Raw genomic sequence first — 21,064 nt, forward strand, 5'->3', positions numbered from 1 at the left:
GGTAGCGGTGTCGGGGTGCACCGCAAATGATCCGATGGTCGCGCCGCTGTTCATCGCGGATACTCCATGAGCGTCAGCGCGGCATCGGCCGCATCGAGCACGACTCCCGCGCGGGCGGCGGCCGCGTCGGCCAGGTCGGCGATGAGTCGGACGTCCTTCTGCAGCAGCCCGCCGGCGAGTCCGGCCATCCGGTCCAGATTGCCGGTGCCGCCAATGGTGTTGAGCGCAAAGCTGTTACCGCTGCTACGGGCAAAGACCTCGGTGAGCCGCTCGGGTGCGACGCCCAAGTCCCTGGCCAGCGAAAGTGCGGTGGCCGCGGTGCCCAGATTGGCGGTGAACAACAGGTTGTTCAGCAGCTTGGCGGTCTGCCCGGAACCCAGCTCGCCGAGGTGAACCACCGCATTGGCGTAGGACTCGAAGACGGGGCGGCAGCGTTGCACAACGTCGGCGTCGCCGCCGGCCATCACCAGCAGGCGCCCTTTTGCCGCGGCCGGACCACCGCCGCTGACCGGAGCGTCGATGACCGAAACACCCTGTACCGCGGCCCTCTCGGCCAATTCGCGACAGGTTTGTGGGTGTACGGTGCTGTGCACCGCGATGATGCCGCCGGGTGCCAGGTCGGCCAGCACCCTGTCACCGATCTCCTGGACGTCGGAGTCGTTGACCACGCAGACGCAAACCAGATCGCTGGCGGCGGCGAGGTCAGCCGGTGACGCTGCGGCCCGCGCCGGGGTGTCGGCGAATGGCTCGAGGGTTGCGGACCTACGGGCCCACAGCGTGGTCGGGAAACCGGCGTCAATGATCCGCCGCGCCATTGGGGCGCCCTGGCTGCCTAAGCCGACAAATCCGACGCGCATCAACCGGCCTCCGCCGCGTCACCCGCCGAACGGGCCACGCATTGGTCTACGAACGCGAATACCTTGCGGTGGTAGTCCGCGGCGTTGCGGCCGAGACTGAGGTTATGCCCGGCATCAGGCTGCGTGTTGGCGGTGAAAAGTGGGGACTGCGTGAACATTTCGGCGATTTCGGCCAGATTTTCGTCGTCGCTGCGGTACACCCGGTCGTGCTCACCCAGGGTGAATCGCACCGGAACCCGCACCGACGCCGCCAGTTCAGGGAAGTAGCGGTGCGGCCAGTTCAGTGCCACATCCCGTTCGTAGGGCGGTGACGCCGCCGAGTTGGTGATGCCGCGCAGAATGTCGGGCGGGTAGAGGCGCATCGGCTCCCACAGCAACTCGCGCGTACCGGGCGGACGCTCCTTGATCGCGGCCGCTTTCATGATTTCCTTGGCGGCATCGTGATAGCGCCGCCCGGTGCCACCGAGTTCCAGCCCCAACAGGGCGGGCCCGCGCGTCTGGTCGGCCGCCATCCGCGTCGCGAGTTCGCAACCGCCCGAATGGCCCAGCAAGAACAACCCCGCACCGCGTGGCTGCTGACCCAGAATGCGGTCGACGGCGCCATAGGCGAGATCGACGCGTTGCTGCGGCGTTTGCACGGCCTCCGGGTAGGGCGCCGAGCTGCCGTGGCCCGGTCGGTCGAGCGCGATCACGGTGAACCCCAGGGTGGGACCCATTCGCAGCAAAGACAATTCGGGATGCCCGGGGCAGTCGAAGTAGACGGCGGTGGTGCCGCCGCCATGGATGGCTACGACGACCGCTTTCGGGTTTTCGGCCGCGGCGATGACGCCGGACATCGGAACGCTGTCGACGATGACGACCCGCGGGCGGGGATTGCTCATGCGTCGGCCCGCAGCAGGATCACGCCGCTGGGGGTCAACCCGCCGCTGCTGACCACGCCCACGCGGGCGCCGGGGACCTGGCGTGCGCCCGCCTCCCCGCGCAGCTGAGTGACGGCCTCGTGTACCAGGCCCATGCCGTGGGTGCGGCCGTGCGACAGCTGCCCGCCGTGGGTATTGAGCGGCAGCAGGCCGTCACGGGCAATGTTCTTGCCGCCGTCCAGAAAGTCCTTGGCCTCACCGATACCGCAGAACCCGAGCGCCTCGATCCAGGACAGGCAATTCATGGTGAAGCCGTCGTAGAGCTCCGCGACATCGACGTCGGCGGGCCGCAGCGAGGTGCGAGTCCACACATGCGCGGCCTGGCCCAGCACCTGGGGCTCGTGGGTCAGCGTGCTCTGGTCCCAGTCGATGCGTTCGATGATCTGCGTCCCGACCGCCTCCACCAGCACGGGCGGTTTGGCGAGATCGCGTGCGGCGTCGACGGCCGAGACGATCACGGCGATGGCTCCGTCGCACGGAACGTCGCAGTCGTAGAGGCCGAACGGCGTGGTGATCGGCCGGGCGTTGACGTAGTCGTCCATCGTCAGCGGTGACTGGTAGACCGCGGTCGGGTTGAGTTCGGCATTGGCACGTTGGTTCAGCGCGATCCAACCAAGCGTCTCTTTCGTTGTGCCGTAACGGTGAAAGTGCCGCTGGGCGTTGATCGCCAGGGTGTGTGCGGCCGAGGTGGCGCCGAACGGGTATTGCCAGCTGTCGGTGCGGCCGCCACCGAAAGGTGGGGTGAGTTTGCCCTGCTTCATCAGCTCGTTGAAGGTGGCTTCCCACAGGGTTCGGAAGCACAGCACATGACGGGCCAGGCCGGCGGCGACCGCGAGCATCGCGGCGATCACCGAGCCGCCGGGGCCGAAGGTCTCCATGCCGCCGTTGTGCCACGCCGGCCGGATACCCAACGCCGCCTCCAGCGCGGTCACCCCGCCCTCGCCGAACCCGCCGAGGTTGCCGCCTCCGGGGTACGTGGACAGGCCGTCGATGTCGTCGAACTTCAACCCGGCATCGGCGACGGCGGCTTCGCAAGCCTGGACCGTCAAGGACAGTGGCGGCACCATCAATCGGCGACCTATCGGTGACATGCCGATACCGGTCAGCGCGACCTTGTCCTCGAACTTCTCCGTGGTGAGCATGGGGCGGACGTACTCGTGGAAGCGCTCCGGGGCGATCTCGTCGACCGGCAACGGGCCGGGCGTCTCGTCCGCCGCTGGCCGAAACAGCGGTAGCCAGACATCTTCCACCTGCTCGAAGACGACCTCCAGTGGTTGGCCGATTTCCAGTCCTTCGGGATCGCTGTCGACGATGTTGGTGGTCAGCCGAATTCGGGGATCCTCGACGATCGCCACCTGCGCGACGACGTAAGGCGCCGGCAGCGCGGGCAAGCTGAACCGGTGGTTCACGGTGAACCCGGACAGGGTCGCCCTCCCCGACACCGCTCGTACGCCGATGTCCCGGGATCGGCAGTAGCGGCACACCGGGGCGGGCGGATGGATCAGCGACGCGCAAGCCCGGCATTCCTGAAACCTGAGCGTGCCGTCGGCTCCCGAAGTCCAAAAGAATTCGTTCTGGTCGGTGATAAGGGGCAGCGGGCGTCCGGGGTTCGCCGACACGTCACCTCCGCGGGCTGGGGTGGTAGGACCGTTATGCGAAACTGAGAATTACGTTATCACCCGTCCAGCGGCGGGTACCAGGCAGCGCCGCGGTGGGCCTGCGGCCGCTCGTCATTTGCCGAGTTGCGTGGCGACGGCTTGCCGTTTTCCTTAGGGTGGGTCCACGGCGAACAAACGGGGAGGGTCGTTGGAAGAGGGGACGCCGTTCGGTCACCACCCGAACACGCCTTTGCCACCCCCGGGCCCGCCGATGTTCGGTGCGCCGCCACCAACACCGCCGCCCCCGCAGCCGTACGCCAGCCAGCCGCCGCCGCAGTGGTCGCCTTACGGTCCGGTGCCATACCCGCAACCGGGACACTTCGGGCCGCCGCCGCCCCCGCAGCCGGGACTGTCGCGAAACGCGAAGATCGCACTTTTCGCCGGCGTCGCGGCCGCTGTCGTCCTCGTGGTGGTCCTCGTCGTGGTTTTGGCTGTCGCCACATCCGGCGGTGGCTCGAATGTCCCAAGTACGCGGGCGAGTTCGCGGTCGTCCGCACCCACCTCGTCGGGGCCGCCGTCGGCGCCGTTGGCGCCCCCAGCCGCGCTGCCGCTGCCCAAGCTTGAGGTCGGGTCGGCAATCGCGGTGGATAACGCGGGCGCCGTTTTCATCGCTGACAGCGACGGTCAAATCACGGAGTTGGTGGCCGGATCGTCCAACCCGACGCCGCTGCCGTTCAGAGGCCTCGAACAACCCAGCGGCATCGCCGTGGACGACAAGGGCGCCGTCTACGTGGTCGACTACGTCCAGAATCGGGTGTTGAAACTCAAGGCCGGCTCGTCCAAACCCACCGAGCTGCCCTTCACCGGCCTCAAGGGCCCGACCGACGTGAAGGTCGATCACGGCGGCAACGTCTTTGTCTCCGACAGTTACGGCCGCCGGGTGTTGAAGCTGGCCGCGGGCGCCGGCGCGGCAACCGCGCTGCCGTTCCAGAACCTCAAAATGCCTCAGGCTCTGGCGCTGGATCCCACTGGCGCGCTTTACGTTGTCGACTTCTCCGCCAACCGGGTGCTGAAGCTGGCGGCAGCTTCAAACACCCCGACTGTGCTGCCGTTCACCGGCCTCAATTGCCCGACGGGTGTGGCCGTGGACCGCAACGGCAACGTCTACGTCGCCGACCGGAACAATCACCGAATCGTCAACCTGGCCGCGGGCTCATCGCGGCAGACGGTGTTCTACGCGGCCGGGAAGGAAGTGACCGACTTGGTGATAGACAGCAACGACCGCTACCTCTACGCCCTCAGCGAGGGCGAGGTGCTCAAGATACAGATCGGTTGAAAGCTCTCCCGGATTAGCGGGTAAAGCCCCACTGTGCTTCGTTCGCTTCGATTTTGAGGTGCTCGACGGGGTCTTCATCGGCGGCGGGGCCGGGCGGGTGCGCGACAGTGGGTTGGCGGTCACCGAATTCGGTGATGGCGTGCACCGGGCAGTCCAACAACGCCCGCATCACCGCATCGTGGTCCGCTGCTGCGACGGTGCCATCCCCGATCAGGGAGGCGTAGCCCCAGTCGTCGAGCGAAAAGTAGTTGGGCGCATGCTTGGCGCACAACCCGAATCCGTCGCACACGGTGCGGTCCAGGCGGATTTTCATGAGTCGCTCACCGCCTCGGTTGCCTGGTAGGGACGTTCGGCGCGGAATGCGCCACCGGCGCAGTCCTGACAGGTGCCTTCCAGGTGACGGGCCACCTCGTCGGGGAACTGGTCGAGCAGCGTCGCCGCGACATTGGTGGCGGCGTCCAAGGTTGCGCACGCGCCGCGCCCGCGCAACACCACCGACCATCGGCGCAGCCGCGCCAGATCGTCGGACGTCGCCGCGAAATCCCGCAGCGCTCCGCCGACGGCTGCCATGGCCGCCGTTCCGTTGAAGCACGATCCGCACTGCCCCGCATTTTCGCGGTCGAAGTAAGCCAGCACCGAGGCTGCGACCGCGACCGGGCAGTCGTCGGTGATGAGTGAGATTGCGCCGCAGCCCAGTCCGCTGCCCAGCCCTCGCATCGTCTCGTGGTCTAGGGACACATCCAGCACCACCCGATTGAGCAGCCCGGCGAAGTAGCCGCCCATCAACACGCCGCGCACCTGTTCAGCCGAAACACCGTGCAATGCCAGCAGTTCGGTGAACCGCAGGCCGTGCGGTAGTTCATACAGGACCGGGGACCGGTTGGCCCCGGTGATGGTGGCCAGAAAGGTTCCCGGCGACGTCACCGTTCCCTGGGCTCGAAACGCCGCCGCGCCGTGGCGTTGTAGGTACGGCACGTTGGCGAGGGTTTCGACGTTGCTCACCAGCGTCGGGCGCCCGTTGACGCCCACTTCGAAAGGGCGCGGCGGCTTGTCGGTCGGTTTCGCCGGCCCGCCGTTTATGGCGCGGACAGCAGCGGTTTCCTCGCCGGCCACGTAACCCGGCTGCACGGACCGCAATTCGATGCCGACACCGCCAAGGGTGTCCGAGTCCAGTTCGTTGAGGGCGGCTTCGACGCGGTGGGCCGCATCCGGGTCGGACACGTAGACGTAGGCGCGATCGGCGGCCACGATCGCCGCGGCCAAGCGCAGTCCGTCCAGCACCAAATGGGGTCGGTTGCGCAGCAGCCAGCGGTCTTTGATCGAAGCCGGTTCTCCCTCTTCGCCGTTCGCGACGACCACCGAACCGCCCGCGACCCGCCCGTTGTCCCGCACCGCGCGCAGCTTCACTCCCAGCGGGAACGCGGCACCGCCTCGGCCGACCAATCCGGCGGATTCGACTTCCTTCAGCAGCTTTTCGGTATCGGTCAGCGCAAGATACCCGCCCTGCTCGCGGTACTCCGCCAGGTCCTCTGGGCCGGGGCCTTCCCTCAGCAGTCGGGGCGGACAACCCGGCCAGGCGGCCGTCTTGACAGCGGCTTCGGTGGTGTTCATGGCTTGCCGGTTTCCACGGTGACTAGGCTAGCCCGCATGCGGACGGCGGTGGTGCGGGTCAACGTCGACCCCGGCCGTGTGCTCGCAGCCGAGCAACTACGCGAAGGCATGGCGGTCCTCCTCAGGCTGGTCAGCGAGGCCGGCGTCGACCTGGCTCGCAGGGACGTGAGCCGAGACGTCGAGTTGCTCGTCACCGGCGACGACGTCGAGTCGGCAAAAAAGACGGCGATCGAACTGTGCGCCAACGCTTTCAACACTTCCCCGGTGGCAGGCGTCGTCACCTTCGTCAGCCGCGGCACCGATGACGACGCGCACGGCGTGCTGGCCGGGTTCGGACTCAGCGGAGAGATCGTTCGCGAGCCGGGGGACGACGGCTACGACATCGTCTATGTGACCCTGCGTGAAGAAGACCTCGAGCGGGTTCCGGAAAGCCGTATCCACACGGCGCTGGAGGCGTCGCTGAACTGCGAGGTCCACATTCGCACGCGGTGAGATCATTGCCGGCCCTTACGAGTCCAGGAATTCCAGGATCGCCGGTGCCGCCAGCACCCAGGTGTCGAACATGTTGAAGTGCTTGACCTTGCCCGACGCGCGTTCTTCGGATGCTCGCTCCCAGGCGTCCTCGGGCCAGGGCGGGTCGATGAGCTTGGATCCCTTGATCAGGCAACTGACTTCCAGTGACGTCCGCTTGGGGTGATCCAGGTCGTTTTCCCCACCACGAATGATCAACGTGGGCACTTTGATTCGGTCGAACATTTCGTCGTCGACGCCGGGAATCGTCTGCCCCGGCTTGGACACGAAGGCGTTGAGCCAACGCAGCATCACCTTGAGGAACTCGTCCTTGTCGAAGTCGAGGAAGCGCTTCTCGTTGGCGGGATTCTGCGCGATGCGCTCGCGCCACTCCTGCAGCTTGATCACGCCGTCCATTCCGGTGCCGCGCACCGCAAGAATGCTCGGGATGATGTAGTACGAGCCCAACACGAAGGTGCCGTAGATGCCGCCGACGATGTTCCACACGACCAATTTGGTGACCAGTTCTGGGTAGAGCATCGTGGTCAGCATGGAATCCCTTGCCCCGCCGGATCCTCCGGCCAGGATGCACCGATCGAATCCCAGTCCCGTGACCAGTTTGTGCAAAGTTTCGGCGCGCATGTGTGATTCGCTCTGCCCGTAGAACTGCACGTCCGAGGCGCCGCAGTTGGGTCGGTCCCACAGCAGCACGCGGTAGCCGCCGTTCTTGAGGGCTTCGGCCAGGGGGCGCAGGCCGTCGATGTCCTTGCTGAACCGGCCGCCGGGCGTGAGTGCGATGAGATCACCAGTCTCGCCGAGGATTTCGTAGACAACCCGGCCGCCGTTCACCTCAAGTGAGGACACGCGATTCTCCTGTTGCGTCGTCACGCCGTCACCAATACGTCATTGCCGACGACGCGCACCGGATAGGTACGAATGCTCCACTCCGGCTTGACCGCGGTGGTGCCCGTCGCCAACTCGAAACCCCATTGATGCCAGGGGCAATAGATGTATTCCAGATCGCGCACCATCACTGCATCCCCGGGGGCGGTCTCGTCGACGGCGGTGAGCCCCCGCGTTCGTCCGGAACACAACGGACCACCTTGGTGTGGGCAGTAATTCGCGATTGCGTAGAAGTTGCCGTTGACGTTGTAGACGCCCACGCCGTGCCGCCCTATCGGCACCAATTTGTGGGTACCGGGCGGGATCTCGTCGACCGTTGCGACAACGTGCTCGCGGCCCTGGGCGAGGCGGGGCCGTTTGACTTGTTCTTCCAACTCAGTGGACCCGAACTTGACCCTCGAGCACCGGAACCGTCTCCGGGAGGTGATATGTCGCGATGCCGTTCTTGAACATGACCGCGTCCCGGGCCGCTTTCGGCAGATGCTTGACCAACCAGCGCGGGTCGTCGAACGTCCAGTGCGGGTAGTCCGAGGAGAACAACAGGATCTTGTCGCACTCCATCCATTCCAGCGCGCGAGTCAGCTCGGTCTTGTCCTCGGGGTAGTCCAGCGGTTGGGTGGTGAACTTGATGTTGCTCTTGACGTACTCCGAAGGCTTTCGCTTGATGTCCAGCCGCGACTTGCGGGCCTCGTAGATCGCGTCCATGCGCCACATCAGCGGCAGGATCCAGGTGAACGCGTGCTCGACGAAGACGATGCGCAACGTCGGGAACCGGTCGAAGACGCCGTCGAAGATCAGGCTCATCACCTGGTTGGCCGCCAGCAGCGAGTAGGTGACCATGAAGTCGTGGTTGTAGCTGGGGAAGCCCACCGGAGGGGTCGGTAGCTCTTCGAAGTGGCTGCGGGACAGGTGGCAGCTCACCGTGATGTCGTGCTTGGTGGCCGCCGCCCAGATCGGGTCGTACTTCGGGTTCCCCCAGGACGGCCGCGGCTCGGCCTTGATCAAGATCTGTGCCATGTAGGGGTGGCCGGCCCAGCGTTCGATTTCGCGGACCGACGCTTCGGGGTCTTCGATGGCAAGACAGATCGATCCGCGCCACCGCTGGTGCCAATTGTTGTGGCTGTCGAGCCAGTGGTTGGCCTGCCAGTCGTTCAGTGCGACCGACATCGCGTGCTGGGCCTCCGGGATGCGCGCCGGATAGGCGGCGGGTTCCAGGATCGCAATGTCCGCGCCGGCCTCCATGATCAACTGGCGAAACGCCATGTCCGGGTCGCTGCCCGGGAATTCGTTGTCGGGCGGAAAGGTGTCGACGCGCATTGCATAGGCGTGCGCGTAATCCGGTGCGTCGTAGTAGATCTGATCACCCACGCTGCGGGCGAGGAAGTACTTGCTGCGCCACGGCTCCGGGATGTACTGGGTGATTTCTCCGCGCTTGGGCACCGGGTGGACATCGGAGTCGACGCACCGGACGGCGATGCGCTCGGCGGCGGGGACACGCTCGTGCATATGGGTCAGCGTCATCCTGGACTCCCTCGTCTCCCTTGTTCACTACTCATTCTGCGACCGCCCCTACGATCTAGCCAGGTCGGCGGCGATGTCGATCCCGTAGAGGTTGGCCGCATTGCGCCAGCAGAGCTTTTCGCGCTGCTCGCTGGACAGCGCCGGCGGTAGCTTGCGGACGTCGGCGCACTGCCAGTGCGGGTAGCTGGAGCCGAACATCACCATGTCGTCCTTGCCGGTGAAGCTCATCCATTCCCCCGCGTAGTCAGCGTCGCCCGGGCCGTCGAGGCTGCCCTGGACGAAATACGTGTGGCCGGGTAGGTAGTCACTCGGGATCCGCGGCGCCCATGGCGTCTGTTCGAGGTGTGGTCGGCCGAACGTGTCCATCCGCCAGATGAAGGGTGTCAGGAAGTCCGCAGCACCGTCCGCCCAGACGAACTTCACCGTCGGAAACCGTTCGAACACGCCCTCGGCGATCATGTTCATCAGGTGGTAGATGTAGTTCAGCGCCATGAAGCTGACGTACTGCTCGTAGGTTCGGGTGTTGCCGGACGGGGTTGGCGGATAAGCGATGCCCGAGCCGACCTCGATGTGTACGGCCACCGGTAAGTTCGCTTCGGCGGCGGCCTCCCACAGGGGCCAGAACTGCGGCTTCCCGTACAACTCGCGGGACTGCAGTGGGACGCCGATCTGCACCACGCGGGGGTGGTCGCGCCACTTTGCCAGCTCGCGCAGCGCGCCGGCGATGTCGTCGGGATTGACGCGGATGGTGCCGCGGAACCGGTCGCCGAATTCGTCGGACTCGAGCCAGCGTGACACCAGCATTTCGTTGTGGGCGGCGTGCAGGGCGCTGCCGAGGTGACGGTCGGGCATGATGCCGCGTCCCATGGGATGCAGGACCGCTACGTCGACGCCACGCTTCGAAAAGAGTTCTTCGGCAACGATTTCCACACTTGAACCGGGATATTCGCGGTTCGGCCCGACGGCGCTCGGCAGGTACTCCCCGCCGGGTGCCTGGTACCAGTCCATTTCGTAGTCGGGGAAACCGCGGCTCTTGAACGGCTCACGCAGAAAGCTGCGCAGGTCTTTGTTGGACGGATGGAAGATGTGAACGCTGGCGTCAATGAGCGGCGTGCGTGTTCCGTCAGCATGTTCGATCACGAAAGCCGCCCTCCGGCTTTGGTAGCCACGGGGAAACCCAAGGGGCCAGTTGATAGGGAATCTAACATTCTCGTCGGCTGCCAATCAACGGATCATTGGTAAGCAATTCGGTTAGTAATCGGGCCTGGTAGAGGCTATTTTTCGGAGATAAAGCGCAAGCGTCGTTCTTCAATAGGTATAATACCATTCTCCGATTCGTCAACAGGTCTCGCGTTTGTCGGCGAGGTTGCCCGCACGCTGAGCGCCGGCGATCTACCTATGACCTACCGACGATGACGCCGGCGGCCTTTTCCAAGGGCTTGACCACGGTCGTGAAGTCCGAATCCGGGCCTTGGTCGTCCGCCACGGCCTCCCACAGCCTTCCGATCGTCTCGGCGACGTCAATTGGCACCCCGAGCGCTCTGGCTTCATCCAGATAGAGACGCACGTCTTTGACCATCAGCCCGGTGGCGAAGCCGTAGTCGAAGGTGCGTGGCAGGACCGCCCGCGGAAACTTGTCCCGGCTCGCGCTCGTCCCGCCCGAACCCGCATTGAGCACCTCGAGCATGACCTCAGGGTCGAGACCGGCCTTGACGCCCATCACCAGCACCTCCGCCGTTGCCGCCAACACGTTCGCCGCCAGGATGTTGTTCGCGAGCTTCATGGTCTGGGCGGATCCGGGCTTGGCGCCGACGTAGAACGGTCGACCGAACGTCTCGAGGATGCTTCGCACCGCGTCGAATTCGTTGCGCGGCCCGGAAAACATCAGGGTCAGAGCGCCTTTCTCGGCGCCGCGGACACCGCCGCTGACCGGGCAGTCCAGCGCGACGATGGCGCGCTCGGCGAGGAGGTCGTGGATTCGCACCGCGGTTGGACTACCCACTGTCGACAGGTCGACGTACCGCTTGACCCGCGAGCCCTCGGTCACACCCGTGGCGCCGGTCGCCACCTCGAGAGACGCGGCCGGTGACGGCAGACTGGCCAGCACGGTTTCGGCACGATCGGCGACGTGCTTGGGTGACGTCGCTCGGACTGCCCCGAGCGCGGCCACCCGGTCGAGCGCGTCGTCGCGGATGTCGAAGGCGACCACGTGATGGCCGCTCTCGATCAGCCGGCGCGCAACCGGAAAACCGATGTTGCCCAAGCCGATAAAGCCCAGTTCCATCGTGACCTGCCTCGCTTTCGATCCGCCTAATGCTCGTCCAGCTCGGCGAAGAACTCGCCCGCGGTGCGGAAGCTGTCAACGGCGGCGGGCACCCCGGCGTAGATGGCGACCTGCAGGAAGATCTCCCGGATTTCCTCGCGGGTAACACCATTGGTCACGGCGGCCCTTAGGTGTGTGCGAAGTTCGTGCGGGCGGTTGAGCACCGACGTCATGGCCAGATTCAGCATGCTGCGGGTCTTGCGGGTCAGGCCGTCCCGTCCCCACACCGCGCCCCAGCAATATTCGGTGATCAGATCCTGCAAGGGCGCGGTGAATTCGTCGGCCTCGGCGATCGCCTTGTCCACGTAGTCCTTACCCAGAACTTCGGAACGGATCTGGCGGCCCCGCTGATATGTTTCGCTGTCCAACGCCCAACTCCTCTGACTAGGTCCACTGCATTGCAGCGTAGGGTCGACGCGGTGAGGATGACGCTGCCGGACCTCGTACCATTCCACGCGGCGCGCCTGGCGAGCAGCGTGCGCGAGGCGCCTAGGCGCTCTTGAGCGCGGCGACCGTTTCCAGGTCGTCGAGCGCATCGACCCCGCGCCGCAAGCCCTCCATGACGATGTCCTCGGCTTGCATCCCGCCCATGCCCGCGACGATCAGCGGAGCCACATATGCGTACAGCGCGCTTTGGCGGTACCGCAGCCACAGCTCGTCCCGATCCAGGTCCGGACCATCACACGCGGCCAGCGCCCGGCGATAGTGGTCCAACAGATCGCGTTCGGCCGCCCGTCGGTCTTCGAGCGTCAGGCTGGTGATCAGCGTGTAGGCCAGTTCCCGCGACGCGTGTCCGCGCCGCACCGCCTGCCAATCCAGCAGTCCCGCCCGGCCGTCCCGGAAGTAGATGTTGCCGGGGTGGGCGTCGCCGTGCATGACGGTGTGCGGGGGAGCGTCGATGACGGCGGCAACCGCACGGTAGTTGTCGGCGATGAAGCGGCCCTGGTCGTAATCCAGGTTGACCGAGCCCTCGCTGCGCTCGTTGAGGCGCTTGAGCGACGCCTTCATCAAGGTGCCGGTCAACAGCGAAGTGTCGTCGCCGGACGGCGTGTAAAGCCAACCCAACCGGCTGCTTCCGTTGCGCGGCAACCGGTCCCAGAAGGTGGCGTGCAGTTCGGCGAGCAATTCGACGACGAGGCTGGCCTGGTCGATGGACAGCGGGTGCAGCGTGTCGGGGAACTCGCACGAAGCGGGCAGATCTTCGAGGACCAGGAGGTAGCGGCCGGTCCAGTTGTCGAATACCGCGCCGTAGCATTCGGGGACACCGGAGATTTGCGGCGCGAGCTCGCGGTAGAAGCGAACTTCGGTGTGCCCGAGCCGGCCCAGTTCACCCACCATGCGGGTCGCGGCCGTTGCTGCCGTGAGCTTGACGAACACGGAGTCGGGAACCTCTTTCCCGGTCAGGACGAGTCGTCCCCGGGACGAGGTCCCGGCGTCGCTGCCGAGGACGCGGACGGTCCGGACGGTGGTGCCCATGACCCTGGACAGCACGGCGGCGTTGACCTGGTCGATCGTCCGGGGTAGGCCGACGCGGCTGCCGAGGACCGCGTCGGTGACGATGCGGCTCGCTCCCCGGCCCAGGTGAGTGGCCAGCCCGAGTGCCGAAATGGCTGGTGTCACGGGGTTTTTCATGCTTGTCCGATTGCGAGGTGTTGAGGACGGGCCAGGCCGCCTAATTGACAATTCTGACAATAATACGATGTTGGCTGTTTGATACCACAGGTCTGTTCTTGGTTTCCGGCAAGCGAACGCATCCCCGGAGCTGCTCAATGCCCTCGGCTAGCGTGCCAGGAATGAGCCGAGCCAGGGGCGTGCCTGCATGACCAGTTGGGCTTCTTACGGGGGTGAACAACTGCTTCGTGCTGCCGTCGGAGTGCCCGAGGACTGGATGTTGGCCGGTCGCATCGTGGTCGGTTGGCCCAAGGCCAAGCACGGGCGCGTCCGTCGTCGTCCGGTCGCGCAAGTCGTCAATCTGGACCACTGGGACCAGTCGGCCGACCAATTGTTTCCGAACGACCAGGCACTTCGGTCGAATTCATAATCCGTTGGGCGCGAGCGCTTCCGGTCCGTATTTCTGCTCGATCATCGTCCACGGGTCGGCGTACGGACCGCGGTGGTCACGTCGGTTCTGGAAGGCGAAGTATGCCCGTACCAACGGGCGGAGGGCGGGGCTGAGCGCCTTGAGTAATAAGCGGAGCCGGCCCACCGACTCGGCGATCCACGCCACGGTCTCGGACCAATCGTGTTCCTGGAATTCAAGCAGTGCTTGAGATTCGGTGGTGTCGAACCATCCGGTGAAGCCCCAGCCGCGGTCGTCGTCGGGATTTGCCGGAAAGCCGATCGAGGGACCGAGCCGGCCGAGGCCGACGGCTTCCATCATGTCGTCTTGCAACTGGCTCATCAGCTGAGCGCATTTCTCGTCGCCGGCGATCATCAGGACCTTGCCGTCGATGGTGTCGCGACGGTCTACCGCGTTGGCGAAGGCCAGGGACGCATCCCGAGCGTCGATCGCGTGCATGCGGTTGTCCACCGGGGTGGAGCGCACCAATACCAGGTGGTCGCCGTCGAAGTTGGCGGCGCCATCCGGGGAGACGATCGCCCCCAGACGCAAGATCGCGTGGGGGAGGCCGCTTTTGGTGATGGCGGCCTCGGCCAGAGCCTTGTCCTCGCCGTATTGGTCGATCGGGTTGACCGGCGTTTCGGCGGTGATGAGCTCGGGTTGTCGGTGCGGGTTGCGCGAGCCGTACACCGCTGCGCTGGAAGCGAACACGAACAGTGGTGGCGCGCTAAGGGCTTGGGCCGCGGTAATGAGGTTTCTGGTGCCATCCACGTTGACCCTGCGGGCAAGGCGCGGATTGCGATACGACAGTGGCGCCACGACCGCCGCCAAATGGACTATCGCGCCGGGCTGGTGCCGATCGATGACGGCGGTGACGGCGTCGGCATCGGTGAGGTCGGTGTGTTCGACGATCAGCTTGCCGGGGTCGGCGACTGTGGTCAGGGCGTCGACGGCGGGGGCCGTCTTGTCGTTGGCCAGGTCCATCGCGATCACGGTGCGGCCGCGGCGCAGCAGGATTTCGGCGCAGCGCTTGCCGAGTTGACCGAAAGCGCCCGTGACAACGATGGTTTCGGGGCGGTTCATTTGCCGAACCTGCGGGCCAGCGCGGAACCGGCGGCACGCAGCCGGGGCGAGATGCGTACCGAGAACAGCGGATTGAACACGTCCTCACGGACGCGGGTCAATGTGGAGGACTTGATCCGCCATTGGCCGTCGATCTTCTCGTAGGTCTCGTGGTAATGACCGCGCCCGTTGAGGTTGACGCCCGGGGCCAGACGGACCACATCCTCGAGCGCCCACACCCCGGTCGCGGTGGTGGCCGACGTCAATTCGATTTCGGGCGCGTGCACCTGATGCACCGTCGGGCGCGACGGCCTGCCGAATATGTTGCGGACGAAAGCGACGAACTCTTCGGCGCCGGCGACGCGCTCGCCGCCCGACGGCGTGGTGTCGCTGACGAAATCGTCGGTGAACAGTTCGCGCCACTCATCCCATCGTTTGGTGTCCAGGAAGCGGCAATATCGGGCCTTGAGCTGTTTGATCGCTTCGATCTCACCCAGGGTGGTTGCGGCGTCCAACGTGGTCCCTTCCACCGTGATCGGTTCGCACCTCAAACCTCATAGCCAAATTGAGAGATTACTACTTCCACTTGAGAGAATGCTATTCTCACAACGCGGTGAGGACAGGAGGCGGCCGACGATGCTGTTGGAGTTCGATGCGGATCAGCGCCTGTGGCAGGACACGGTGCGCGACGTCGTCACGAAACAATGTCCGCCCTCCCTGGTGCGCAGCGTGGCCGAAAAAGGCGTCGACACCAGCCCGCTGTGGAAGGTCTACCTGGACCTCGGCTGGACCGAGCTGAACGAACCGGACAGCGCGGTGGAACTGGCGATCGTGCTCGAAGAGCTGGGCCACGCCACCGATCCCACACCGTTTCTGGCGACGATGAGCCAGTTCGCGCCGTTGGCCGGACCGCAGTTTGACCCGCACCAGTCGGGCTCCGCCGTGTACTCGGGGGTGACGGCGCGCCGAGACGCCGACGGCTGGGTGCTGGATGGAACGGCGCGCCATGTGCTCGACGGCGACCGGGTGGACCGGTTGGCGGTGGTGACGGAGGCGGGCGTGTTCGTCACCGAGGCCAGCCAGGTCTCGGCCCGGCGTGAGGCGGTATTCGACCCGGTGTTACACGTGGCGGACCTGACGTTCGCTCAGGTCCGGGTTCCCGACACAGCCCGGGTCGCCGTCGATGCCGAACGCGCTCGTCACGTCGCGTTGACCGGCATGGCACTCACGATGGTCGGCGCCTGCCAACGCATCCTCGATCTGGTGCTCGAGCACGTGCGCAGCCGTCACCAGTTCGGGGTGCCGATCGGCTCGTTCCAGGCGGTTCAGCACAAGGCCGCCGACATGCACGTCGCCGTGCAGCGCGCCCGGGCTCTGGCCTATTTCGCCGCGTTGACGATCGCCGCCGATGATCCTCGTCGGCGCTTGGCCGCCGCCATGGCCAAAGCCTCGGCCGGCGAGTGTCAGTCGCTCGTCTTTCGACACGGCCTGCAACTGCACGGCGCAATGGGTTTCACCTGGGAGAACGACCTGCAGTTTGCGCTGAAGCGGGCCAAGGCGGGTGAACTGATGCTCGGTGGGGCGGCGGAGCATCGGGCACTGATTGCCGAGGAGTACCGTGCAGCTGACTTTTGATTCCGACGTCGAGGAGTTCCGGGCGGAATTCTCGGCCTTCCTCGACGAAAACCTCCCTCCCGCAAGCGAAACGCTGGAGCGCCCGCGCTCGGTGTCGCATATGCCGCAGTGGGCGCGCCGCTGGCAGCGCCTGCTCTTCGACAACGGCTGGCTGCTGCCCACTCAGCCGCCGGAGTTCGGTGGGCGCAACGCGACCGTGCTGCAGCAGTACGTCTACCTCGAGGAACTGTGCCGGCGCCGGATCTACCACAGTCTGAATCCGCAAGGCGTGAATATCGTTGCGGCGTCGCTGTTGTCATTCGGCAGCGATGAGCAGAAACGTCGTTGGGCGGTGCCGATACTGCGTGCCGAGATCACCGCCTCGCTGGGCATGAGTGAACCGAGTGCGGGTTCGGATCTGGCATCGTTGCGCACCCGGGCGGTGCGGGACGGCGATTACTTTGTGGTCAACGGGCAGAAGGTGTGGACGTCGGGAGCCCACGACGCCGATGTGTTGTTGACCTTTGTCCGCACCGATCCCGATGCGCCGAAACACAAGGGCATCAGCGCCTTGGTGATACCGACCGACACCGAAGGGTTGGTGCGTCGGCCTTTTCCGTCGATATGCGACATCGACGACCTGGATTTCAACGAGGTGTTCTTCACCGACGTCCGGGTGCCCGTGGAGAACCTGGTCGGCCCGCTCAACGAGGGGTGGCGGGTGGCCAATGGGTCTCTTGGGCACGAACGCACGATGATGTGGTTGGGCTTCGCCGACCGGATGGACAACATGCTCGCCGACTTCCATCCCGTCACCGCACTGGACCGTGACCAGTACGCCAGCACGATCATGGACAAGCAGGCGTTGCGGTTGCTGGGGTCGGTGGCGCTGGCTCGCGCCGCTCGCGGTGAGGATGATACGGCCGCGATCTCGGTGCTGAAATTGCTTGGCTCCGAGGCAGAATTGCGTATTAGTCAACATGCGCTAGAGGCTGCGGGGCCCGATGGACTGGTACACCCCGCGTTGACCGGTCCGTACGCGCCGATGAACCTCGACCATTACTTCGCTAGTTGGTTCGAACGCTACGCCCGCAGCTTCTCGGGCACCATCGCCGGCGGGACGTCTGAGATCCAGCGCAACATCATCGCACAGCGGGTGCTCGGGCTGCCCCGCGGCTAACCTTTCACCGCGAGCAGACGCAAACTTGTGTGATTGCAGGCGATTACACCCAAGTTTGCGTCTGCTCGCGGGGGATTGGTGTGTCCTAGACCGGGTCGAACTTGGTGATCAGCCAGTTGCCGTCAATGCGGCTCAAGCTCACCAGGACACTGCTGGCCGACACGGAGGGATCCGGATTGTCTTTGCTTGTGGTGATCTGGTTGACGTACACCAGGACAACGGCCGAGTCCGGGTGCAACTCCGACACCGCGGTCCCCACAACGTGGGCAGTGGTTTTCAGCGCCTTCTGCCTGGCCGCCGGGGCCACGATCTGCTCGGTGAATTGGTTGTAGTACGACAGGAAATTGCCGGAAAGGTGTGCCTTGGCGGTGGCGAAGTCCTTGTCGAGCGACTCGGGTGAATACGAGAGCAGCGCAACCGTTCCCTCGGAGGCCGCGCTGGCAACCGCGCGGGCGACGCTGGGATCGGTTTGTCGGTTTGGCTGATAGCGCTCGACGTACACCCACGTCGCCACACCCGCGGATATCAGCAGCAGGAGCATCAGGGTCGCAGGAACGACCTTCACCTTGAGCGGCGCGCGTGACCGGGTACGCGGCTCGCGTACGGTTCGTATGGGGGAGTCGTCGATGGTTTCGGTGGTTTCGATGTCTTGGGTTTGATCGGTCACGGCACGAACTCCAATTTCGACATCTTGTACTGTCCGCCTTCTTCGGTCACGGTTACCCGCAGCCGCCACACGCGCGGTTCGTCCTTGGCGCCATCGGCATTGGTGATCGTCGAGGTCGCCGAGACCAACACCGATGCGGAATGCTCAGCCATGGATTCGACGGCCGCCGCGTTGATCGTTCCCTGCGTTACTACTTGGGACTCCTCGACCACCCGCACGAAATCCTTTGCACGCTGCTGAAATTCGTCGCGGAACTGGCCGGTGGAGCTGTCAAGCAGCCGCTGGACGTCCTCCTTGGCCCGGTGGAAGTCCAAAGACGCCATGTTGACCACGCCCTGCTTGGCCCCGGCGATGAAGTTCGCGGCGCGCTGTCGCCGCTCGGCGGCGTTGTGGTCTTCCCACACCATGTATCCGCTTGCGCCGGCAAATGCGCAGATGAGGATGATCGCAACCACTTTGACAGTTGCTGATAGTGACGGCAGCCGGGTTGCGGCCCTGATCCGCCTCGGCCGCCGCGATTCCGGTGCCGCAACCTCGACGGTCGCTTCTGCGGTCTCCTCATCGGACTCTTCGACGTCGAGGCTTTGTTGGTCGGCGGTTTCTACCTCAGTGATCTCGGCCGATTCGGATTTAGCCTCGGCCGCTTCGGTCTTCTCCTGCGCTTCGCGCCGTAGCCGGGCGACACGGGCACGCGCGCGAGCGGCGGCGGCCAACGCTTCTGCTTCGGCGGCTTCTGCCTCGGCTTCCTCCAGCAATGCCATCGCCTCGGCTTGCGATATCGCCGAATCTTGGGACGCTGGCTTCGCCTTACCCACTGCGCTTCCCGCGCGTCATCATCATCGACATAACTCCGATATCAATTGAGTAGGCACGCGCTTCGATGAAGCGGGCGAGCCGGTGCGCACGTCCACCCGGGTTCTGCGCGGGAATCGTTGCCGAAAACAAAGGCGTTCGCGGCTACCATCGCACAAGCGTGAAGGGATAAGTGTCGGTGCCTCCTGGTCCGCCGCCACACCCGGTGTCGTACGTGGTGACCAATTCACCGCTCAATGTGACCGCGTCCCACGAATAGACGTCATGCGAGGGAAAAAACTGGACCACGCAGCGCACACCGTCTGGCACATCGACGGTCATGGTGTAGCGGCCATTGGACAGCCACGCGTCTGCTTTGTAGGGCGCCGCTTGCCCGTTGGGTTGCGGCACCGCTTGGATGGTCAGACATCCCGGTGCGCGAGAAGTGCACGGCCTGATCGCCCAGATCCAGCTGTGGCCGCGGTCCCGGTCCGTGTTCGCCAAATAGTTGCCAACCTGCATGTCCGCGTGGGCGGCCGGCGCAATTGTCAGCCCGGCCAAGGCAAGCGCAATGCCAACTGCGAAAGTCTTCACCGACGCGTCTCCCATCTCTAGCACACGCGCTTGGACTCAATATAGAGCGCGGCCACACTGCACAGGCCTAGTCTGAAAAATCGTGCGCGTCAATGGGCCGGCCATGAGGGGCAGCGCGACGGCCGGGATTGCGATCGCCACTAGTCGATGACCGCGGCTTCCTTGCGCTCCGTGACGGGCCTGGCGAGCTCTTGTTCATCGCAAATGCGTTGCAACTTATCCAGGGTTTCGTCGAGACCGGCACCGACCCGGCGCCCGGGCGTGAAGGTGGCCGGCAGCTTGCGCATGCCCTGAATGACACCGATGCTCTCGTAGTGCACGGCGCCATCGGGATCGCAGTGGTAGTCGGGCATCCTGTCAAGCACCGCGGTCAGCATGGACTTGAACACGGTGCGCGCCACGTTCGATCCGATGCACCGATGCACGCCGATACCAAAGCTGAAGTGCCGGTTGCCCTTACGGTCAAGGACGATCGCGTTCGGTTCGGGGAACACCGACGGGTCGCGATTGGCCATGGCCCACGAAACCCACAGCCGCTCACCCTCTTTGAACCGATAGCCATTGACTTCGACATCGTCGGAGAATGTTCTGCCGTCGCCGGGTGCCGGGGTGAAGAAGCGCAAGAACTCCTCGGTCGCCGGGTCGAGCAGGGTGTCCAGGTTGTCCCGCAGGCGTTCTCGCTGCTCGGGATTCTCCGAAAGCCATTCCAGCGAATGCGCGGTCAGCGCCGTCGTGGTGTCGAACCCGCCGCCGATGACCAAGCCGAGATTGCCCAGAATCTCCAGGTCCGGAGCCGGTTCGCCGTCGATCCGCATCTGCAGCAGCCCATTCACGATGCCGGGACGTGGATTCTCGCGAATCTCCAGCATGTTGTTGACCATGTCGAGGCCCATCTCCCGGTGCATCGCGGTGACCCGCTCGATGTCGGGGGAATGCTCCGGGGTGTATACGGCGGCATGGACCGGCTCGCTGTATAGGTTCCACTTCTTCAGCGGGATGCCCAGCATCGCCAGCGTCAGCACGGCGGGCACGATGTTGGCCAGATCGTCGACGAAGTCGATGTGGCCCGTCTCGATCTTCTCGTCCAGACAGGCGCGGGTCACGTCGTCGATGAACGGCTCCCAGCGCTTGACCGCGGCAGGGGACAGATATGGGTTCAGCACCGTGCGGTAGGTGCGGTGCTCGGGGTCATCCATTTCCAGGATGCCGCCCCGTACTACGCTCGCTCGGCTGGCCGTCGGGATCGAAATGCCTTTGTAGCCGCGTCGTTCACCGTGGATGTCGTGATCGTTGGAGACCGCCGGGCATCGTGCCAGCTCGAACACCTCGGTGCTGCCGGCCGCGACCCAGTGTCCGCCGTAGGTGTCCGTCCACGCCATCGGGCACCTGGCGTGCATCTCCTCGGTGATGCTCTCGAACTTCTCCCGGTAGTCGGCCGCGTGCCGATCGAAGTGGTACGGGTTCTTCTTCCGATCGCTGTCGCTGACGATGTCGTCCACACTCAAAGTGGCCTGCCC

22 protein-coding genes and 1 pseudogene are annotated in these 21,064 nt (G+C 65.1%); 5 read left to right on the plus strand and 18 right to left on the minus strand.

All coding sequences use genetic code 11. The features are described from left to right. Positions 1-50: 50 nt before the first annotated feature. The 3 genes from BST27_RS02480 to BST27_RS02490 are packed head-to-tail and all read right to left on the minus strand — an operon-like array spanning position 51 to position 3,396. Entirely contained in the window at positions 51-857 is an 807-nt protein-coding gene (locus tag BST27_RS02480; RefSeq protein ID WP_069418098.1) for an NAD(P)-dependent oxidoreductase, read from the minus strand. Beyond that, positions 857-1,738, minus strand: a complete 882-nt coding sequence (locus BST27_RS02485) for an alpha/beta hydrolase (RefSeq protein WP_069418097.1) — start codon at positions 1,736-1,738, stop codon at positions 857-859. The genes BST27_RS02480 and BST27_RS02485 overlap by 1 nt, the downstream gene beginning before the upstream one ends. Next, complete coding sequence (locus BST27_RS02490) at positions 1,735-3,396, minus strand: thiolase C-terminal domain-containing protein (protein WP_069418096.1); 1,662 nt, start codon at positions 3,394-3,396, stop codon at positions 1,735-1,737. The genes BST27_RS02485 and BST27_RS02490 overlap by 4 nt, the downstream gene beginning before the upstream one ends. Positions 3,397-3,583: 187 nt before the next feature. On the opposite strand from BST27_RS02490, the gene BST27_RS34415 reads away from it, so the two are divergent. After that, entirely contained in the window at positions 3,584-4,711 is a 1,128-nt protein-coding gene (locus BST27_RS34415; RefSeq protein ID WP_139804978.1) for an NHL repeat-containing protein, read from the plus strand. A gap of 13 nt (positions 4,712-4,724) precedes the next feature. On the opposite strand, the gene BST27_RS02500 is transcribed toward BST27_RS34415, so the two are convergent. Further along, complete coding sequence (locus tag BST27_RS02500; RefSeq protein ID WP_069418094.1) at positions 4,725-5,024, minus strand: ferredoxin; 300 nt, start codon at positions 5,022-5,024, stop codon at positions 4,725-4,727. Then, on the minus strand, positions 5,021-6,322 hold the full coding sequence (locus BST27_RS02505) for an NADH-ubiquinone oxidoreductase-F iron-sulfur binding region domain-containing protein (protein WP_069418093.1): 1,302 nt from the start codon (positions 6,320-6,322) through the stop codon (positions 5,021-5,023). Before BST27_RS02505 ends, BST27_RS02500 begins: the two co-directional genes overlap by 4 nt. A 36-nt stretch (positions 6,323-6,358) precedes the next feature. Here BST27_RS02505 and BST27_RS02510 point away from each other — a divergent pair, with 36 nt between their 5' ends. Beyond that, positions 6,359-6,814, plus strand: a complete 456-nt coding sequence (locus tag BST27_RS02510; protein ID WP_069418092.1) for a hypothetical protein — start codon at positions 6,359-6,361, stop codon at positions 6,812-6,814. Positions 6,815-6,829: 15 nt separating this feature from the next. Here BST27_RS02510 and BST27_RS02515 read toward each other — a convergent pair whose 3' ends face one another. From BST27_RS02515 to BST27_RS02545, 7 genes are all read right to left on the minus strand, one after another. After that, on the minus strand, positions 6,830-7,696 hold the full coding sequence (locus tag BST27_RS02515; protein WP_069418199.1) for an alpha/beta fold hydrolase: 867 nt from the start codon (positions 7,694-7,696) through the stop codon (positions 6,830-6,832). A 20-nt stretch (positions 7,697-7,716) separates the two neighbouring features. Beyond that, a complete protein-coding gene (locus BST27_RS02520; RefSeq protein WP_069418091.1) occupies positions 7,717-8,109 on the minus strand; it encodes a Rieske (2Fe-2S) protein in 393 nt (130 codons plus the stop codon). Position 8,110: 1 nt separating this feature from the next. Continuing rightward, positions 8,111-9,256 (minus strand): amidohydrolase family protein, encoded by a 1,146-nt coding sequence (locus tag BST27_RS02525; RefSeq protein ID WP_069418090.1) that lies wholly within the window; start codon positions 9,254-9,256, stop codon positions 8,111-8,113. Between the two features lie 48 nt (positions 9,257-9,304). Then, a complete protein-coding gene (locus BST27_RS02530) occupies positions 9,305-10,396 on the minus strand; it encodes an amidohydrolase family protein (RefSeq protein WP_069418089.1) in 1,092 nt (363 codons plus the stop codon). A 256-nt stretch (positions 10,397-10,652) separates the two neighbouring features. Further along, on the minus strand, positions 10,653-11,540 hold the full coding sequence (locus BST27_RS02535; protein WP_069418088.1) for an NAD(P)-dependent oxidoreductase: 888 nt from the start codon (positions 11,538-11,540) through the stop codon (positions 10,653-10,655). 26 nt (positions 11,541-11,566) lie between these two features. Continuing rightward, on the minus strand, positions 11,567-11,947 hold the full coding sequence (locus tag BST27_RS02540) for a carboxymuconolactone decarboxylase family protein (RefSeq protein WP_069418087.1): 381 nt from the start codon (positions 11,945-11,947) through the stop codon (positions 11,567-11,569). A 121-nt stretch (positions 11,948-12,068) separates the two neighbouring features. Next, positions 12,069-13,211, minus strand: a complete 1,143-nt coding sequence (locus BST27_RS02545; RefSeq protein WP_069418086.1) for a phosphotransferase — start codon at positions 13,209-13,211, stop codon at positions 12,069-12,071. A gap of 181 nt (positions 13,212-13,392) precedes the next feature. Here BST27_RS02545 and BST27_RS02550 point away from each other — a divergent pair. Further along, positions 13,393-13,620 (plus strand): annotated as a pseudogene (locus tag BST27_RS02550) (nitroreductase family protein); the annotation flags it as partial. On the opposite strand, the gene BST27_RS02555 reads toward BST27_RS02550, so the two are convergent. Beyond that, complete coding sequence (locus BST27_RS02555) at positions 13,615-14,721, minus strand: NAD-dependent epimerase/dehydratase family protein (RefSeq protein ID WP_069418084.1); 1,107 nt, start codon at positions 14,719-14,721, stop codon at positions 13,615-13,617. The pseudogene BST27_RS02550 and the gene BST27_RS02555 overlap by 6 nt on opposite strands. Beyond that, positions 14,718-15,215: a nuclear transport factor 2 family protein gene (locus tag BST27_RS02560; protein WP_069418198.1), complete on the minus strand. Its 498-nt coding sequence runs from the start codon at positions 15,213-15,215 to the stop codon at positions 14,718-14,720. Before BST27_RS02560 ends, BST27_RS02555 begins: the two co-directional genes overlap by 4 nt. A 121-nt stretch (positions 15,216-15,336) precedes the next feature. Between BST27_RS02560 and BST27_RS02565 the strand changes: the two genes are divergently transcribed. Together BST27_RS02565 and BST27_RS02570 are read left to right on the plus strand one after the other, a co-directional pair. Continuing rightward, on the plus strand, positions 15,337-16,335 hold the full coding sequence (locus BST27_RS02565) for an acyl-CoA dehydrogenase family protein (protein WP_069418083.1): 999 nt from the start codon (positions 15,337-15,339) through the stop codon (positions 16,333-16,335). Further along, positions 16,319-17,494 (plus strand): acyl-CoA dehydrogenase family protein, encoded by a 1,176-nt coding sequence (locus tag BST27_RS02570; RefSeq protein WP_069418082.1) that lies wholly within the window; start codon positions 16,319-16,321, stop codon positions 17,492-17,494. Before BST27_RS02565 ends, BST27_RS02570 begins: the two co-directional genes overlap by 17 nt. A gap of 85 nt (positions 17,495-17,579) precedes the next feature. Here BST27_RS02570 and BST27_RS02575 read toward each other — a convergent pair whose 3' ends face one another. The 4 genes from BST27_RS02575 to BST27_RS02590 form a co-directional block, all read right to left on the minus strand. Beyond that, positions 17,580-18,107, minus strand: coding sequence for a hypothetical protein (locus BST27_RS02575; RefSeq protein ID WP_372515494.1), 528 nt, complete (start codon positions 18,105-18,107; stop codon positions 17,580-17,582). Between the two features lie 50 nt (positions 18,108-18,157). After that, the gene (locus tag BST27_RS02580; RefSeq protein WP_372515493.1) at positions 18,158-18,976 is read right to left on the minus strand and encodes a hypothetical protein; all 819 of its coding nucleotides are present in this window, start codon (positions 18,974-18,976) and stop codon (positions 18,158-18,160) included. A gap of 142 nt (positions 18,977-19,118) precedes the next feature. Continuing rightward, positions 19,119-19,562, minus strand: a complete 444-nt coding sequence (locus tag BST27_RS02585) for a hypothetical protein (protein ID WP_069418080.1) — start codon at positions 19,560-19,562, stop codon at positions 19,119-19,121. A 125-nt stretch (positions 19,563-19,687) separates the two neighbouring features. Next, positions 19,688-21,052, minus strand: a complete 1,365-nt coding sequence (locus tag BST27_RS02590) for a cytochrome P450 (protein WP_069418079.1) — start codon at positions 21,050-21,052, stop codon at positions 19,688-19,690. Positions 21,053-21,064 lie beyond the last annotated feature (12 nt).

Origin of the sequence: Mycobacterium intermedium (assembly GCF_002086275.1) — a bacterium.
GTDB lineage: Bacteria > Actinomycetota > Actinomycetes > Mycobacteriales > Mycobacteriaceae > Mycobacterium > Mycobacterium intermedium.